Here is a 16538-nt window from a genome sequence, read left to right as displayed (position 1 = left end):
GCCCTCCGCCCCCCCCGCGCCCCCCCCCCCCCGCCCCCCACCCACACCCCGCCCCGCCACCCCCCCCGGGGGCGCCCCCCCCGGCGCCGCGCGCCCCCACTTCGGCGTCGCGCCGGCACAGCTCGGTCGGCAGCATCGAGGAGATTCCCCGCGCTCGCCGGGCACCGATCGCCTGTCGGATTCGTCGTCCTCGGCGCGACGCGCGACCTCGGTCGACGATGTAGCTGTCGATGTGCTCGGATCAATGGTGGTGGCGCCCACCGTGACTGAGCACCGACTTCCGCCACGGGCTTCCGCGGTCGACCACCTGCACTGCGCATGCCATGAGACGATAGCCGGGCCGACGCTCGCGACCACGGTTTGCGATCATCGAGATCGTATTCGTCCGAAGCGAATCGGTCGCGGCCCGGCGAGGACCGCGCGACCGGGACGGCGGGGAGTCGACGGGCTCACCGGGCGCGGATGCCGAGTCTTGATGGAGCCGAGGTCCTCCGAATCAGTTCCGGATCGGGTCGGTGGTCGATTCGGTTCGGCTGACCCGGTGGGCCATGACATCGGCCCACCACGCACTCAGCGGACTCGGGTCCGGCCACACTACGCGATCTCGTTCTGGATCGTCGGCGTTACTCACACTCGGGTTCTCGATCACGATGACTTCCTCCGCGCTGAAGACGCTGATGCGGAGCCCCCATGTTCGGACGGTGCCGTTCAGGAAGTATCGCCATCGAAATCGAAATCGAATCGGCGTCTCGCCGAGCAGCATGGGCCTCGCGGTTCCCGGACGGGTATGAGCTTGTGCCCGCTCGATATCTGGGGCGGACACCTCCACGAACGGAGACCTAACTGATCCTTGCATATTCTTCGACCGCTCGCCCGAGATCGACGCTGCCCGTTGTGCGTGGCGGGCAGGGCGACCGCCACCCTGCCCGCCAGGATGTGGTCCGATGTCGCATCACCCACCCGATGGCTATTCGTTCACAGGCCGTGGCGGCGGTCTCCCATCACACGCTCACAGACTTGCGCCTCCATCTCGCGTGCGAACGGGTCTCGGTGGGCGGCAACTGCCTGGCGGGTTTCTTCGACGACCAGATCGGCATTGATCTGGGCTGCTGCCGCAGCACCTGCCGCGGCGGCGCCGCCGACCTGAGTGGCCGGCTCGGTGACATTGCCCGCGACCCAGATCCCCGGAACTTCGGTGCGGCCAGTCGTGTCGGCGGGGATGTGTTCGCCGGCGCCCGAAGGATGTTCCGTCGGCCGCAGCCCCAGCGGTGCCAAAAAGCTTGCACGCGCGACCATCCGCGATTGGACTACCAGTACTGAACGGGCCACTACGGTGCCGTTGCTGAGCCGTACCCCGACCAGGCGGTCGTCAACGGTTTCCAGCGACGCCACCGCGCCGTCCACCACACGGATTCCACGGGCGGCCACTTGCTCCGCCTCTGCACCGGTCAGCGGCGGCATGGTGCCGGTGAAGAGGATGACCTCGGCGCTCCACTGCCGAAACAGCAGCGCCTGATGCACGGCGAGCGGCCCGCTGGCCAGAACTCCGATGGCCTGGTCACGGACCTCCCAACCGTGACAGTACGGGCAGTGCAGCACGTCTCGACCCCACCGTTCTCGCAGTCCTTGCACATCCGGGAGCTCGTCTACCAGGCCGGTCGTCACCAGCAGCCGCCGCGCCCGCACAGATCTGCCGTCTGCCGTCGTCACGGTGAATCGGTCCGAATCCCGGGCAACGGCGGTGACCTCTCCATTCACCACGTGTCCGCCGTAGCCGCGGACCTCCGCACGGCCGCGCTCGAGCAGTTCCGCGGGCGCGACTCCGTCGAGAGCCAGCAACCCATGCACGCCGGCGGCGGGGGCGTTGCGCGGGGCGCCCGCGTCGAACACCACCACCGATCGCCGTGCCCGGGCCAGCATCAGCGCGCCGCTCAATCCCGCAGCGCCACCGCCGACTACCGCCACGTCATAACAGTTTCTCCACTGATCGGTCACCATGACCACCTCCTTCGACGACTTTGCGAGGTCGGGCGGTATTTCGGCAAGAAGATTTGCTGTTCTGGCAAACTGGTAGGCATGGACAACGAACTCGGGCAAGCGCTCGACGCGGTCGGCCCCCGATTGCGCGCCCTGCGTCGCCGGCGCGATATCACCTTGGCCGATCTGTCGACCGCGACCGCCATCTCGGTGAGCACCCTGTCCCGACTGGAGTCCGGCGCGCGCAAGCCGACGCTCGAACTCCTGCTGCCGCTGGCCAAAGCGCACGGTGTCACACTCGACGAGCTCGTCGGTGCCCCGCCCACCGGTGACCCACGTATCCACCTTCGTCCGGTCACCCGTCACGGCATGACGATGGTGCCCCTGACCCGCCGCGCCGGTGGCATCCAGGCCTACAAGCTCGTGATCCCGGCCAGCGGTCGCCGAAGGGAACCCGATCCGAAGACTCACGAGGGCTATGAATGGCTCTATGTCCTCAATGGGAGGTTGCGTGTCGTCCTGGGTGAACACGATCTGGTGCTCGCCCCCGGTGAGGCGGCCGAGTTCGACACCCGGGTACCACACTGGTTCGGCTCCGCCGACGCCGAACCGGTCGAGTTCCTCAGCCTGTTCGGCAAACAAGGGGAACGCGCGCACCTGCGTACCCGTCGCACCCCGAAGAACTGACCGGCACAACCCGACTGAACGCGATGTGCACTCGCGAGCCGTCGGCCGGCCGCCCGAACGCAGGCCGATGAGTCCGAGAACTGGTGAAGCCGCATTCGTGGTCACCGCGGCGCGGCGCAGTCGGGGAAGCATCACCGCGGACAGCAGGCTGACGCCGAGCCGTTCGTACATTGTCGGCCGATATCCGCACTCGACCGAACGCCACTATTGACGATGTCAAGCGCAGGTGCTTACTTGGACGACGTGGAGACTGTGGCGACGATCACCAGCGCCGCAGCGAGTATGCGCGGAGAGGGGTGGGGTCGCGAACTCGGCGAGAACTCGTTCTTCGGGCGCCGCGCCGAGACTGTACCGCGCTCGACGCACCAGGAAGGCGGATGACATGCGCTTCACCTATGCCGAGACGATGACCGACCCGTCCTATTACGTGCCGCTCGCCAAGGCTGCCGAGGAAGCGGGTTACACCTCCATGGCGGTCGCGGATAGTGTGGCGTATCCCGAGAAGTCCGACGCGAAATACCCCTACACCCCCGACGGAAGCCGGGAATTCCTGGAGGACAAGCCATTCATCGAAACGTTCGTGCTGAGCGCGGCGATGGCGGCGGTGACCACCACGCTGCGCTTCACCCCTTTCGTGCTGAAGCTGCCGATGAGGCCGCCGGTGCTGGTGGCCAAGCAGGCCGCGTCGGTGGCCGCGCTCAGCGGCAACCGATTCGGGCTCGGCGTCGGACTCAGTCCGTGGCCGGATGATTTCGAGATCATGGGCGTGCCGTTCGACAAGCGGGGCGCACGCATGGACGAATGCATCGACATCGTGCGCGGGTTGTCGGCCGGCGGCTACTTCGAGTTCCATGGCGAGTTCTACGATATTCCGCCGATCAAGATCAGTCCGGTGCCGACGGAGCCGGTACCGATCCTGATCGGCGGGCACAGCAAGCCCGCGCTGCGGCGCGCCGCGCAGCGCGGCGACGGGTGGATGCACGCCGGCGGCGACGGTGCCGAGCTCGACCGGCTGCTGGTCGAGCTCGACGCCTTGCGGATCGAGTGCGGGACACGCAAGGACTTCGAGGTGCACGTCATCTCGCTCGACGGGTTCACCGTCGATGGGGTCAAACGCCTCGAGGACAAGGGCGTCACCGATGTGATCGTCGGGTTTCGGCTGCCGTACACGACCGAGCAGGACACCGAGCCGCTGGATACCAAGATCGCCAACCTGTCCCGGTTCGCGGAGCAGGTCATCGCGCGAGTAGACGGGTGACAGCGTTAGACGGTGAGGGCGGCTGCCGCCGCGTCGAGCGTTTGCGCACGGTAGCCCGCGCCGAACAGCGCTACGTGCACCAGCAGCGGATGCAGTTGGTGCAACGGTATGCGGGATCGCCACCCGTCGGCGAGCGGATACGCCTCGTGATAAGCGGAACGGATGCGATCCAGGTGCGGGGCGCCGAACAGCTCGAGCATCGCCAGGTCGGTTTCCCGGTGGCCCCCGTGGGCCGCGGGGTCGATCAGCATCACCCGCCCAGCAGTCCATACGAGGTTGCCCGACCAGAGGTCGCCGTGGATGCGGGCCGGGGGCTCGGCCGGCCCCGCCAGGGTATCGATGTGCTCGATGACGCGTTCCAGCAGACGAATTCCGTCTCTGCCGAGATGAACGGACGCGCGCCGTAGGTACGGGGCGAGGCGGTGCTCGGCATACCACTGCGACCACGGTCCGTTCGTCGAGGTGTTGGCCAGCGGCAGCGTCGCGATCCAGCCCGGCCACGGCGCGCCGAACTGTTCTGGCGTCATCGCGTGCAGCGCGGCGAGTTCGCGGCCGAATCGCTCGGCGGCCTCGGGTGTCGGCCCGACTTCGGACAGCCACGGCAGGACGAGCATGCGATCGTCGGCGGCGAGCACCCGCGGCAGCAGTTCTGTCCTGCGCGCCGGGGCGGACGCGTCGGTCGTGGCAGTCGACGACGCCGGGTCCGCGACCTGCTCGCGTGCACTCGACCGGCCGGTACCGGCCAACCAGGCCAGCCCCGCCGCTTCGGCTGGGAAGACCGGCGTGGGCTCTGCCGATGCTTTGACGAAAATCTCACGGCCGTCGCTCAATTCGGCGCGGTGCAGTGTCCACGTGTGGCGGGAGCCCAGATCGGCCCATACCTGGACAGCAGCGCCGAGGCGGGTGGACACCTGGTGGGCGAGGCTCATCGGGCGTTCGCGGTGAGGCGCTTCATGGTGTCCTCGTCAGCAGGGAAAAACGATTCGATGGCCAGTTCGGCGACGGTGACGTTCATCGGAGTGCCGAACACCGTGGTGACACTGAGGAATGACAGGTGTGCCCCCTCATGCTCGATCCGCAGCGGAACGACCGACTGATCGGGTTCCGGCAGGGTCAACTCGACCTCGCCACCGGGATAGGAACGCAGTTCCGTGAGCAATTCGGCCAGGGCCGGGGACGCGGTGACCTCGGCCTGCCGGGCCAGGCGGGCGAAGATGTGGCCGCGCCATTCGGCGAGATTGATGATGCGGCCCGCCATACCATCCGGGTGCAGGCTCAGGCGCAGGGCGTTCACCGGAGGGTTCACCAGCGCCGGGTCGACGTCCGCGATCAGCAGTGCCACACCACGGTTGGCCTCGATCATCGTCCAGTTCTGGTCGATGGCCAGCGCCGGGTACGGCTCGTGCCCGATCAATATCTGGCGCATGGCGCCGCGGACCGCGGTCATGGCAGGCGTATCGAGGGCAGGTTCCGCGTAGGCGGGAGCGAAGCCGGCGGCCAGCAGCACGCGGTTGCGTTCACGCAGCGGTATCTCCAGATGCTCGGACAGGTGCACGATCATGGTCCGGCTCGGTGTGGCGCGGCCGGTCTCGATGAAACTCAGATGCCGTGCCGACGTTTCCGCGCGTCCGGCCAGCTCCAACTGGCTCAGTCGGCGTTCCTGGCGCCAGTGTCGCAGCAGATCGCCGACCGTTGGGGTTCGCACTCCCCGATCCTACGAACGACAGGAGGCCTCGACCATTACCTCTCGGGTAATCGACGACAATACGGCCGAGGATGGTGCTCGCGCGCGTCCGTCCGCGGCGTCGCCCAGCTCGCCGTGGTCGGATGGCTGTGTTCGCCGCGGCGCTCCCCTGCCGGCCGCTCGGCGATCTGGCTGGCTCTCGCACTCGGCGCGGGTCTCGGCGTGGTGCTCACGACGCCGCTGCTCAGGCGTCGTCCCGGTGACCGGCATCGTCGATGCTGTCTTCGAGGTGATCGCTGCCTGGACCACGATTCGTGTCGTGGCCCGCGGCTGACGTGCGCGCCCGCGGTGGGGTGCAGCGACCCGAACTGATCGCCGGGCACTTCGCCGCGGCCGACCACCGAACTCGCCGCGCACCATGCCGACGGAGCGCGGCCGACCCGGACGGACACGGTGAGCCCTCCGAGCTGCTCGTGCGCCGATCGGGTCGGCCGAACCCGACACCGCTACCCGTTGTTGGCCTTCTTGTACGCCTCGACCACCTCGGCCGAGATTCGTCCGCGAGCCGAAACGTCGATCCCGTTCGTGCGCGCCCACTCCCGGATGACCGTGGCCTGCTCGCGATCGGTCGCCGACCGCAGCGTGCCGCCCCGTCCTCTCCGTGCGCGACCGACCTTGCGGGCGTACGGAATCCACTGTTCGAAGAATCCGCGCATCTGCCCGGCGTTGTCCCCCGACAAGTCCATCTCATAGCCCACGCCATCCAATGCGAATGACACTGTTTCCTCGGCTCGAGACTTGCCGTCGTAGTCATCGATCAGTGTCACGACGACCTTGCGTGCCATAGAGATATCCCTTCACGGTTACCGAGCGGGTGCAGTCGAAAACAATCGTAGCCAGTAGATAACAGATCAGTTGTGGACCCGGAACGCCGGGGTCCTGTTGGCGCGAGGGTATTCACTCGTCCTGTCCCGGTCCGCCGCCCAGGGGGCATCGAGGAGAACCGATCATCCGTGCGACCAGAACAGCGTGATCAGAGGCGGCGAGCTGTCCGGCGGTATTCGGCAGGTGCCGCGGCGGCGGTGCACGCCAGCAGGTCGCGCGAACGGTGACGGCATACATCGCGCTATCCGGTCACCGCGTTCGGCAATGTAGCGCAACACGGTTCCCGGGGTGGGGGCGGTCTGACCACAATGCCGGTATCTCCGCACTGTCGTGCACCCCACCGAGAGCCACGGCAACCACCTCCACATGCCCGAACCCATCGGCGGCACCCTCGGCAAGCGCCACAAGACATTCGGTGCTGCTCGCTGCCGGACCGGGTCTCGGATGCGATGAATTTGCTCGGACTGCCTGATTGCTCGATCACCGAGTCCGACCCGAAAGTGGGCTTTCAGATTCGAGCCGAGGTCAGCGCAGGATTCCGGCCTGGGCCGATACCCGTCAGGCCGCCTCCGGCTTCCACGTGGCGATCGCCCAGATAGCGACGACGTTGAGCGCGATCACGAGAATCGACCAGGCCGGATAGTACGGAAGCCACATGAAATTTCCGATGATGGACAAAGACGCCACACAGATCGCCGCGACCCGCGCCCAGGTTGCACCGGTCATCAACCCCAACGCGGCGACGACCAACAGGGCACCGAGCACGATGTGGATCCAGCCCCATGAGGTGGTGTCGAACTGATAGACGTAGCTGGGTCCCACAACGAACATGTCGTCCTGGGCTACGGCGGAGACACCCTCGAAGATCGACAACACACCCACTGTCATCAGCACGATCGCGGCCGCGATGGAGGTGCCCGCCGCAAAGCCTTGGCGAACGGGATGCTGTGGTGATTTGGTCATGTGCGTCATCGGTCGCGCCCCTTTCTCGGGAAGTGGTGGACGTCTTCCGAATCTCCACCAACCGCCCGGTCCCGCACTTCACCCGTTTCGGATGACTCGGCGCCCGACCGGCGAACCTCCCCGCGGTCGTCACCGGTCGGCCCGGCGGCTGGACAGCAGATCGCAATGCGCAGCCATGGTGGGCGCCGGTCGCGGATGGGACGTTGCGCCCGCACCGGCGCGCGCGCCGACCGGTGTGCGCTGACCAGCGGCGACCCCGACCACGGAGTGCGCGAATCCGCGATCGTGGCCTCACCCTTCTCGGGTGAATTTTGCATAACGCCGGCGAACGAGACGAACAGCGCGGAGTTCCAGCCCGGTAGATTCCGACATCTAGGTGCGGTAGTGATCTGTCAGCACAGGGCCCGGGAGGCACCGTGACCACATCGCACGGCCCCGATCGACGCCGTATGTCCGCGACCACAGCCGCACCGGGTATGCCGTCGTTGCCATTCTTGCCGCTCGTCCGGACAGATCTGCATGCCGCCATCGACGCCGTCGTCGGTGGCGGCACCGGTCGTGTGCTGCTGATCTGCGCACCCGCGGGAAGCGGGAAGACAGTACTGCTCGCGGACTGGGCCGCCCGACGTACCGCACCCACCGCGAGCGAACTCGACGTGGTGTGGCTGACCATCACCGATCGGCTCGATAACCAGACGACGCTGTGGGCCGCCCTGGCCGCCCGATTCCACGTCACCCTCGCGGCGGGAGATCTCGGCCCACCGACCGCGCCCGCGGCGCACCTGGTCGAGGCGCTCACCGCACGAGCTACGCCTGCGGTGCTGGTGCTCGACGACGCACATCTGATCACCGACCCACGGGCACTTGCCGGCCTCGAGTACGTGCTGCACCATGCGCCGCCGACGCTGACCACGGTGCTGAGCGCCCGTTTCCCTCCCCCGAGCCGCTGGTATGCCCTCGATCTGCAGGCACGGCTGACGCGCTGGGGCGCAGCCGAACTCGCCCTCGCACCGGATCAGGTTCGGGCTTTGTGCCGCGACCATGGATGCGAACTCACCGGCACGGAGCTGGACACACTCGTCGCACTCACCCGGGGCTGGGCGGCGCTGGTGCGCATCGCCGCAATCCACCTGGCGGCACACCCGGACGACCGCGCGGCCGCACTGACCGTTCTCGCGCGGCCGCCGTACGCGGTCTCGGAATTCCTGGCCGGCGAACTCCTCGACGCTCTCTCCCCCGCAATGCTGCAGTTCCTCACCTACACCAGCGTCCCGGTTTCGTTCACCGAGAAACTCGCCGACGATCTGGTCGGCGGCGGCGCCGGGCACTGCCTGTACGAACTAGACCGGATCAACTTTCCGATCACCTCCGCTGTGCGCGGCACCGACGTCTGGTTCACGTATCACCCGATGCTGCGGGCCTACCTACTCGCCCAGGCCGATCGCCTCGGTCCGGCGCTGTGCTCGGATCTGCATCTGCGGTCGGCGCGCTGGTTTCGCCGTGCGGGCCTGCCGCAGGCCGCGTTTCCCCACCACCTCGCGGAGCTCGGCCACCAGCATCTGTGCGATTTCCTGTCCGAGTGCGCACTGACCATGGTGCTCGACGGCGCCGGCGACGCACTGTTCGACGGACTCGCTCACGTGGCGCAGGCCCTGCTCGACGATCCCTTCCTGTGGCTTGTCCGGGCGGTACATGCGCTGGTCCGCGGAGACACCACCGACGCGATCGCCTGTCTCGACACAGGAATGGCGCGGCGTGCCACCACCCGCTCCTTCGCACCCGCGGATCGGGTGAACGCCCTTGCGATCGCTGTGGCGATCGACGCCACCGCGACTGCCGGAACCTTGGTCGGCAATGTTCCGCACACCGTCGCGCCGACCGGTGACCCGGATTTCGACACCTATACCTCGATCCAGATCGCCACCGCGCTCATCGCCCGAGGCGCCGTCGCGCGGGGCGAGCAACTGCTCCGGTCGAGTCTCGCGCTCGCCGAACACCTCTGTCATCCCCGGCTGATACTCCATGCCCTCACTCGGCTGACAGTTGCGGCGCGCGCCGTCGACGCCGCGACCGCGATGCGCGAGCGCGCCGCACGCGCTCTGGCCGTCGCCGCCGAGCACGGCCTGCTCGCGGCAACAGACACCGTTCAGGTGACGACCATCGCCGCATACGGCGCCTATCTGCAGGGTGACCCACCCGACGCTGCGCAGGTGGCCGCCGCGCTCGACGTCCACGTCGATCACGACGGGTCGAGCACGCCTGTCGCCGGGTGGCACGGCCAGGTCATCGGATACCTGCTCGATCTCGAGCAAGCCGATGACGCGCGTGCGGCGGTCGACGCCTTACGGAAGAGCCTGCTCGTGCTGCTGGACAAAGCGGCGCCACCGAGTGTGACCTGCAGCCTGGTGCTTCCGGTGGTGTGGGCGCTGCTGCGCGTGCAGGAGGCCGAAGCCGCGCACCTGTTGGTCGAGCGGGTGCGCGGCAGTGCCGGCGATCTGCCCGATGTCCGACTGGCCGACGCCGCCCTGACTGCTGCGGCCCACCGACCCAAGGCGACCTGCGACGCCCTCGGACCACTCCTCGACCATGCGGCCGACTTGCGGCCGGTCAGCGAAATCACCGCGTGGTTGCTGTACGCCGCCGCTCAGCATGACTCCGGTGCGCCGTCGAAATCCGTCGCGGCGCTGGAGAAGGCGCTACGCGCCGCCGCGCCCCACCGACTCGTGCGTCCGTTCCTGGACGTCCCGACCGCAATTCCCCTGCTGGACGGCTCCGTCGGCCGATTCGGCCGATACGAGCGTTTCGCGGAGTTCGCCAGACGACATCCCGCCGCGCGCCGCAAACCTACCTACCCGGCCCTGACACAGACCGAAATGACCGTGCTCGAGCTGCTTCCCTCCGGCCGCACAGCCCAGCAGATCGCTGCTGAGCTGGGCGTTTCAGTCAATACCGTAAAGACCCACCTGCGCGGCATCTACGCGAAACTGGATTCGAATTCTCGGGTCGACGCCCTCGGCAACGCCCGCCGCAGCGGTTTGCTGTGAGCCCGCACCGGTTTCGTCCGCGCAGGGCCGGCCGAGCTGCGGTGCGCAGGCCGTACGCTGATGTATGGCACTTTCTCGGCGGCAGTTGTTGCGAGTCGGCGCCGCGGGATCGGCCGCGGTGCTGGTAGGAACGGCGGCCGCGAGCAGCACTCGATACCCGGCTCCGCGATGGCTGGGTGATCCGTTCGCGCTGGGGGTGGCGTCGGGAGATCCCACACCGGACGGTGTAGTGCTGTGGACGCGGCTGGCCCCGGACCCGTTGGCTCCAGATGGGCTCGGTGGTATGCCGTTGGATCCGGTGACCGTCGACTACGAAGTCGCGCAGGACGAGAATTTCCGCCAGGTGGTCGCGAGGGGAGCTGCGGTGGCGACCCGGGCGCTCGGCCACAGCGTCCACCCGGAGGTTCACGGGTTGACGCCGAACCGCTGGTATTTCTACCGGTTTCGAGTGGGCTCGGCGATCTCGCCGGTCGGCCGCACCCGCACGGCTCCCCCAGTCGGACAGCCCTTCAGTCGGCTGCGGTTCGCGTTCGCCTCGTGCCAGTCGTGGAGTTCCGGTTACTACACCGCCTACGAGCACCTGAGCAGGGAGGATCTCGACCTGGTGCTGCATCTGGGCGATTACATCTACGAACGCGCCTGGATACGCGGCCGCGAGGGAGCCACGAAGGGGCCGGAGTTCCGCGACGAAGCCGTCGATCTGGCCGGTTACCGGCTGCGCTACGCGCTCTACAAAGCCGAACTGCCGCTGCGCGCCGCGCACGCCGCGTTTCCGTGGCTGGTCACCATGGACGATCATGAGGTCGACAACAACTGGGCGGGCGCCGGGCCGGGCGCCGGGTTCGATATCTCGCGGATCCCCGCCCTGTTCCGCCGTCGCCGGGCCGCCGCCTTTCAAGCCATGTACGAGCATCAACCGCTGCGGATAGCACAGCTACCGTCGGGCCCGTCCGTGCTCCTGCATCGCCGCTACCGATTCGGTGACCTCGCGGAGATCACGCTGCTCGATACCCGCCAATACCGCACCCGGCAGGCGTGCGGAGGGACGGTAACGAAACACTGCGCCGACAGGTTTGCCACCGGACGCACGATTTTGGGTGCGCAGCAACGGGATTGGCTGATCGATGGCTTCACCGACTCGCCCGCACGCTGGCAGGTCATCGGCAACCAGGTCGGCATGAGCCAGAACGACAGCGATCCCGGCACGGCGGTCGCGGTGTCCACCGACTCGTGGGACGGCTACGTCGCCGACCGCAACACGGTGCTCGCCGCCGCCGCCGACCGCGGGGTCCGCAATCTCGTGGTGGTCACCGGCGACCGGCACGAAAACCAGGCCGCGCGCCTGCGCCGTGATTATTCCGATCCCGAGTCCCCTGTCGTAGCAGCGGAATTCACGGGGACTTCGATCACGAGTAACGGCGATGGCGCCGACCTCAACGACAAAGGGCGTGTGCTGCTCGCCGCGAACCCGGACATCGAGTTCTTCAACGCACAGCGCGGATATGTCCGCGTCGAACTCGATCATCACCTGTGGCGCAACGATTTCCGCGTCGTGCCCTATGTTCGTCGCCCCGGCGCGCCCGTGCGCACCAGGGCAAGCTATGTAGTCGAGGACGGCGTACCCGGCGTCACCGAGTCATGGCGAGCGGATGCCCCGATCGAGCCGCCGCCCTCGGCCGACGCCGCGGGTTCGACCCGCGGTACCCGCTGACCAGGACGCCGGCGAACACCTCAGCTGGGTGAGGACTCCGAACGCAGGACCAGAACAGTGATTTCGCTGGGGGCGAAGACACGTAACTGCGGTCCCCAGAATCCGGTGCCGCGACTGGTGTAGAGCTGGGTGTGGTCGCCGTGGCGACTCAGTCCCGCGACGACCGGCTGGTCGAGGCGAACGAGGTAGTGGAACGGCCAGATCTGGCCACCGTGGGTATGGCCGGAGATCTGCAAGGCGATGCCCGCGGCAACGGTGTCGGCGATCTGTTTGGGTTGATGGGCGAGCAGAACGACCGGCGCGTGCCGGTCCGCCCCGGCGAGCGCCGCCGACAGATCGGGCCCATGCCCGGTCAGGCCGACGCCGGTCGGGTCGTCGATGCCCGCGATCACCAGCTGATCGTCGCCGCGGCGCACCGTCTCATGCTGGTTGTGCAGCGGCTGCCAGCCGAGGGACGCCATGTGGTCGATCCAGCCCTGCGCGTCGCCGAAGTACTCGTGGTTGCCGGTGATGTAGAACCGGCCGAGTTCGGCCTCGATCTTGCCCAGCGGATCGACCTGCGGGTGCCGCTTCGCTACCGAGCCGTCCGCGAGATCGCCCGCGTGGCAGGCGATGTCGGGGCGTTGCGCGTTGACGACCTCGACCACACGTTCCGACCAGCGCACTCGGTCGAGTGCGGCGAAGTGCGTATCGGTGATCACCGCCATGCGTAGCCCGTCCAGTGCCGCGCCGAGTCCTGGGATCGTCACGTCGACCGTGCGCACCCTGGGCACGCGCCGCGCCTCGACCACTCCCCACACCACGAGTGCGGTCGCGGCCACGAGTACGCCCGCCGCGACGATCCGTGAGCGAGCCGGATCCGCGACGCCCGCGACAGCCAAACCCACCCGTGCGAGGTTTCCGAGCACCGACCAGCTGAACACCACCCACATCACGCCGAGCAGCGTGTCACCGACGATCGACGCGGCATCCGACTGCGTGGGTCCGTGCCCGAAATACATCGACGTCGGCAAGCAGACGAACCCCAGCAGAAACAGCGCGGACCCGAGCCAGAACAGCGGTCCGGTTCCCTGGGCCGGCGCGTGCACCAGCGTCCACCATGGAAGCAGGAACAGGACGGTGGGAATCGCCAGAAACAAGATCAGGCGGGACGCATACTTCAAGAAGACTCATCCTCGTAGGCGCGAGAGCGGCGCGCGGCCCCTCAACCCCGCGCCAGGGACGCTATCGACCATAACGCCCGCTCCGCGAGGCCGCAGAAGGCCACGTGACCGTCACCACCCGCCTGGCTGTCACGAAGGGCGCCGGCCGTAATCGCGTCGGCACCCTCCTCCGACCCACGAGCGATCACGACAGACCGAGGAGCTCGGCCGCCACCGCCAGATCCTTGTCTCCCCGGCCGGACAGGCACAGCACGATCACCGAATCGGCGGGGACCTCACCGCGGTCGGCCATGTCCAACAGGTACCCCACCGCGTGGGCGGATTCGAGGGCGGCCAGGATGCCTTCGGTGTGGCTCAGCGCCTGCATCCCGCGCAACGCCACGGCATCCGTGGCCGCACGGTAGGCCACCCGCCCGCTGTCCTTCATATGACTGAGTTCCGGACCGACGCCGGGATAGTCCAGCCCCGCCGCAATGCTGTGCGTCCGCGCGATCTGGCCGTCCTCATCCTGCAGGAGGTAACTGTAGGAGCCGTCGATCTCGCCCGGACTACCCATGCAGAGGGTCGCGGCGTGATCGCCGGTCTCGACGCCACGACCGGCCGCCTCGACGCCGATCAATCGCACCTGGGGGTCGTCCGCGAACGGGTGGAAAACGCCGATGGCGTTGCTGCCGCCGCCCACACAGGCCAGGACGTAGTCCGGCAGCCGCCCTTCGCCGCGCAGGATCTGACTCCTGGTCTCCGCACCGATCACCGTCTGAAAATCGCGCACGATCCTGGGATACGGGGCAGGCCCCGCCGCGGTACCGAACAAGTAGTGCGTCGTGTCCAGATTCGCCACCCAGTCACGCACCGATTCGCTGATCGCGTCCTTGAGCCGCCGTGAACCGATGTCCACCGCGCGCACCTCGGCGCCGAGCAGTTTCATCCGCATCACATTGGATTCCTGGCGTCGCATGTCGTCGGTTCCCATATAGACGACGCAGGTCAGGTCGAGCATCGCGCACACCGTCGCCACCGCGACGCCATGTTGCCCCGCGCCGGTCTCCGCGACTATTCGTTTCTTGCCCATGCGTCTGGCCAGCAGGGCTTGTCCGAGCGCATTGTTGATCTTGTGCGCGCCGGTGTACGCCATGTCTTCGCGCTTCAGGTAGACCCGTACGCCCGGCACCCTCAGCAACTCGGCAAACCGCCGCACCTGATGCAGCAGCGTGGGCCGCCCGACCCGGTCACGCAACAACTGGCGGTACTCGCCCAGAAAGCCGGCATCGGCCTGGGCGAGTCGATACGCCTGCTCGAGATCGAGCAAGGCGGCCATCAGGCCTTCGGGAACGAATCTTCCGCCGAACATGCCGAATCGCCCATGCTCGTCGGGAAACATGCCATGCAGATACTCCCTCGCCGGCACGTCGTGATCAATCCTCATCAAACACCAACGCTTTCACCGCCGACAATTCGACGGATCAGTTTGTTCTGGTCGTGCTAGCGCAACCCCACTGGTCGGCAACAGCAGAGTTAACACACTAGGTTTTTCGGCTGGCTAACAACTTCTCACTGCTGGAGATAGTCGGTCCTCGGGGTGTGCAGCATCGCCGGCGTGTGTGCGCGCGGAAGATCGAGCGGTACTGCGCGCCGGTGATAGTCGAGCGACCGTGTCCTGCGCGAGTCACACTCGCGCGGCAATCACCGAGATGCGGCGGCGACGTCCGAAATCTGCGCAACCAACTGCCAGGGCCGCTTGGTGTCTGTCGTGGCCTTGCCGTTGGTGAGAATCGCACCGGACAGCCCCCGCGCCGGGTCCGACCAGCCGTACTGTGTGGTCAGACCGCTGCGCCCGAAGTGCGCTCCGGTGTCGCGGCCGAACTTCGACCTCCGCCCGCCCAGTTCGAAACCCGCGCGACTGACCCGTCCGGCCACACCCGGGAGCCAACGAGCCGGACGCACTGCGTCGCGCAATGTCTCCGGCCGGATGATCGTGCGACCGTCCGGTGCGCCACGGGTGAGGATCTCGTAGAACCGCGACAGCTCGGAGGCCGTGGTGATCAAATTGCCCGACGGCAGTTCGGCGGTCAGGAATCCCGCGGTCGCGGACCGTGCGGCGCGATCCATACCGCCGCCGATCGCCTTGCGTGCCAGGTAGGTCGACACTCGAGACGGCGCAGGGCCGGTCACGACGCTCGGCACCACCTTGTCGACGTCCTCCGGGTGCACACCGAACGTGGTCCAGCGGAATCCGAACGGCTCGAGCACTTGCTCGGACAGATGCTCACGCAGGCGTTTGCCGGTCGCCCGTTGCACCAGAAGTCGCACGATCAAACCGCTGGTCAGCGCGTGATACGCCCGAAAACGTCCCGGTCGCCAACTCGGGACGAGATCAGCCAATCCGCGTACTGCCAGGTCCTCGTCGAGCACCAGATCAACACCCCGGTACGGAGGCGTGACGAAAGGCACCCCCGCGGAGTGCGAGAGCACATCACCGATCGTGATAGCAGCCTTGCCGTTCGCGGCGAACTCCGGGATGTAGTCGCACACCGGGTCGTCGAATCCGAACGCACCCTGTTCGATCAGCATGAACATCACCGCACCGGATACACCCTTGGCCGTCGAGAAACCGCAGAACGGTGTCTCCGGCGTCGCAAGCACCCGCACCGCATCAGGGCCATCGGCCGGTGCGTTCCCCCAGCCGTGCCCGATGGCCCGGTTCAGCACGATCTTGCCGTTGCGCCGCAGGCACACCTGTATCGCCGGAGTGGCGCCCAATCGGTACCACGCCCGAACCGACTCCCACAGCGACTCGACAACTTCGTGGCCGAGTCCGGACTCCACCGGATCATCCTCATGACCGAGCGTGGTCACCGTGTCCAAGTCCTCGACAATCGCCACCGATCCGGCCGTAAGCGCGCTCACACCGCCAGCCTATCGACCACCGAACCACTGCTCCGTCAGCTTCCAGTGGTTGTCCCACCAGGCTTGCACGGCCGCGGGACCGGCATCCAGTGCTGGAGGGGGTGGCTCGCCGGGGAACAGCAGGGTGCCATCCGGCGGACTTACCGGTGCGGGCGGCGGAGTCTCCGCCGGAGGCGCCGCGGGGGGGGGGGCCACCGGCGGGGCGGGCGGGTCGGGGTGGATCGGGGCGGGGGGGTGGGGCGGCGGGGGCGGGGTTTAC

13 protein-coding genes are annotated in these 16538 nt (G+C 67.6%); 5 read left to right on the top strand and 8 right to left on the bottom strand.

Features of this window, described 5'->3' with window-relative positions; genetic code table 11:
- Nucleotides 1-975 precede the first annotated feature (975 nt).
- Nucleotides 976-1998 (bottom strand): NAD(P)/FAD-dependent oxidoreductase, encoded by a 1023-nt coding sequence (locus AB0B25_RS30690; protein WP_357186948.1) that lies wholly within the window; start codon nucleotides 1996-1998, stop codon nucleotides 976-978.
- A 78-nt stretch (nucleotides 1999-2076) separates the two neighbouring features.
- Here AB0B25_RS30690 and AB0B25_RS30685 point away from each other — a divergent pair, with 78 nt between their 5' ends.
- The 3 genes from AB0B25_RS30685 to AB0B25_RS30675 all read left to right on the top strand — a co-directional run bounded on the left by AB0B25_RS30685 (nucleotide 2077) and on the right by AB0B25_RS30675 (nucleotide 3922).
- A complete protein-coding gene (locus tag AB0B25_RS30685; protein WP_357186945.1) occupies nucleotides 2077-2664 on the top strand; it encodes an XRE family transcriptional regulator in 588 nt (195 codons plus the stop codon).
- A 234-nt stretch (nucleotides 2665-2898) separates the two neighbouring features.
- Nucleotides 2899-3045: a hypothetical protein gene (locus AB0B25_RS30680; RefSeq protein ID WP_357186942.1), complete on the top strand. Its 147-nt coding sequence runs from the start codon at nucleotides 2899-2901 to the stop codon at nucleotides 3043-3045.
- A 1-nt stretch (nucleotide 3046) separates the two neighbouring features.
- Nucleotides 3047-3922, top strand: coding sequence for a TIGR03619 family F420-dependent LLM class oxidoreductase (locus tag AB0B25_RS30675; RefSeq protein ID WP_357186939.1), 876 nt, complete (start codon nucleotides 3047-3049; stop codon nucleotides 3920-3922).
- 5 nt (nucleotides 3923-3927) lie between these two features.
- On the opposite strand, the gene AB0B25_RS30670 is transcribed toward AB0B25_RS30675, so the two are convergent.
- The 4 genes from AB0B25_RS30670 to AB0B25_RS30655 form a co-directional block, all read right to left on the bottom strand.
- The gene (locus tag AB0B25_RS30670; protein WP_357186936.1) at nucleotides 3928-4851 is read right to left on the bottom strand and encodes a fructosamine kinase family protein; all 924 of its coding nucleotides are present in this window, start codon (nucleotides 4849-4851) and stop codon (nucleotides 3928-3930) included.
- Nucleotides 4848-5627, bottom strand: a complete 780-nt coding sequence (locus AB0B25_RS30665) for a helix-turn-helix transcriptional regulator (RefSeq protein ID WP_357186933.1) — start codon at nucleotides 5625-5627, stop codon at nucleotides 4848-4850. Before AB0B25_RS30665 ends, AB0B25_RS30670 begins: the two co-directional genes overlap by 4 nt.
- A 485-nt stretch (nucleotides 5628-6112) precedes the next feature.
- The gene (locus AB0B25_RS30660; RefSeq protein ID WP_357072198.1) at nucleotides 6113-6451 is read right to left on the bottom strand and encodes an Lsr2 family protein; all 339 of its coding nucleotides are present in this window, start codon (nucleotides 6449-6451) and stop codon (nucleotides 6113-6115) included.
- A 598-nt stretch (nucleotides 6452-7049) separates the two neighbouring features.
- On the bottom strand, nucleotides 7050-7463 hold the full coding sequence (locus AB0B25_RS30655; protein ID WP_357186930.1) for a hypothetical protein: 414 nt from the start codon (nucleotides 7461-7463) through the stop codon (nucleotides 7050-7052).
- A gap of 407 nt (nucleotides 7464-7870) precedes the next feature.
- Here AB0B25_RS30655 and AB0B25_RS30650 point away from each other — a divergent pair, with 407 nt between their 5' ends.
- The gene (locus AB0B25_RS30650; RefSeq protein ID WP_357186928.1) at nucleotides 7871-10498 is read left to right on the top strand and encodes a LuxR C-terminal-related transcriptional regulator; all 2628 of its coding nucleotides are present in this window, start codon (nucleotides 7871-7873) and stop codon (nucleotides 10496-10498) included.
- Nucleotides 10499-10562: 64 nt separating this feature from the next.
- Nucleotides 10563-12209: an alkaline phosphatase D family protein gene (locus AB0B25_RS30645; RefSeq protein WP_357186925.1), complete on the top strand. Its 1647-nt coding sequence runs from the start codon at nucleotides 10563-10565 to the stop codon at nucleotides 12207-12209.
- Nucleotides 12210-12229: 20 nt separating this feature from the next.
- Here the strand turns inward: AB0B25_RS30645 and AB0B25_RS30640 are convergent, their stop codons facing one another.
- From AB0B25_RS30640 to AB0B25_RS30630, 3 genes are all read right to left on the bottom strand, one after another.
- Nucleotides 12230-13372, bottom strand: a complete 1143-nt coding sequence (locus AB0B25_RS30640; protein ID WP_357186922.1) for a metallophosphoesterase — start codon at nucleotides 13370-13372, stop codon at nucleotides 12230-12232.
- A gap of 184 nt (nucleotides 13373-13556) precedes the next feature.
- Nucleotides 13557-14798 (bottom strand): tryptophan synthase subunit beta, encoded by a 1242-nt coding sequence (gene trpB / locus AB0B25_RS30635; protein WP_357186919.1) that lies wholly within the window; start codon nucleotides 14796-14798, stop codon nucleotides 13557-13559.
- 257 nt (nucleotides 14799-15055) lie between these two features.
- Entirely contained in the window at nucleotides 15056-16279 is a 1224-nt protein-coding gene (locus tag AB0B25_RS30630; protein ID WP_357186916.1) for a serine hydrolase, read from the bottom strand.
- Nucleotides 16280-16538: the final 259 nt, after the last annotated feature.

The organism is Nocardia sp. NPDC049190, from assembly GCF_040648115.1.
Taxonomy (GTDB): Bacteria; Actinomycetota; Actinomycetes; order Mycobacteriales; family Mycobacteriaceae; genus Nocardia.
This window is presented reverse-complemented; position numbering and strand designations above follow the sequence as displayed.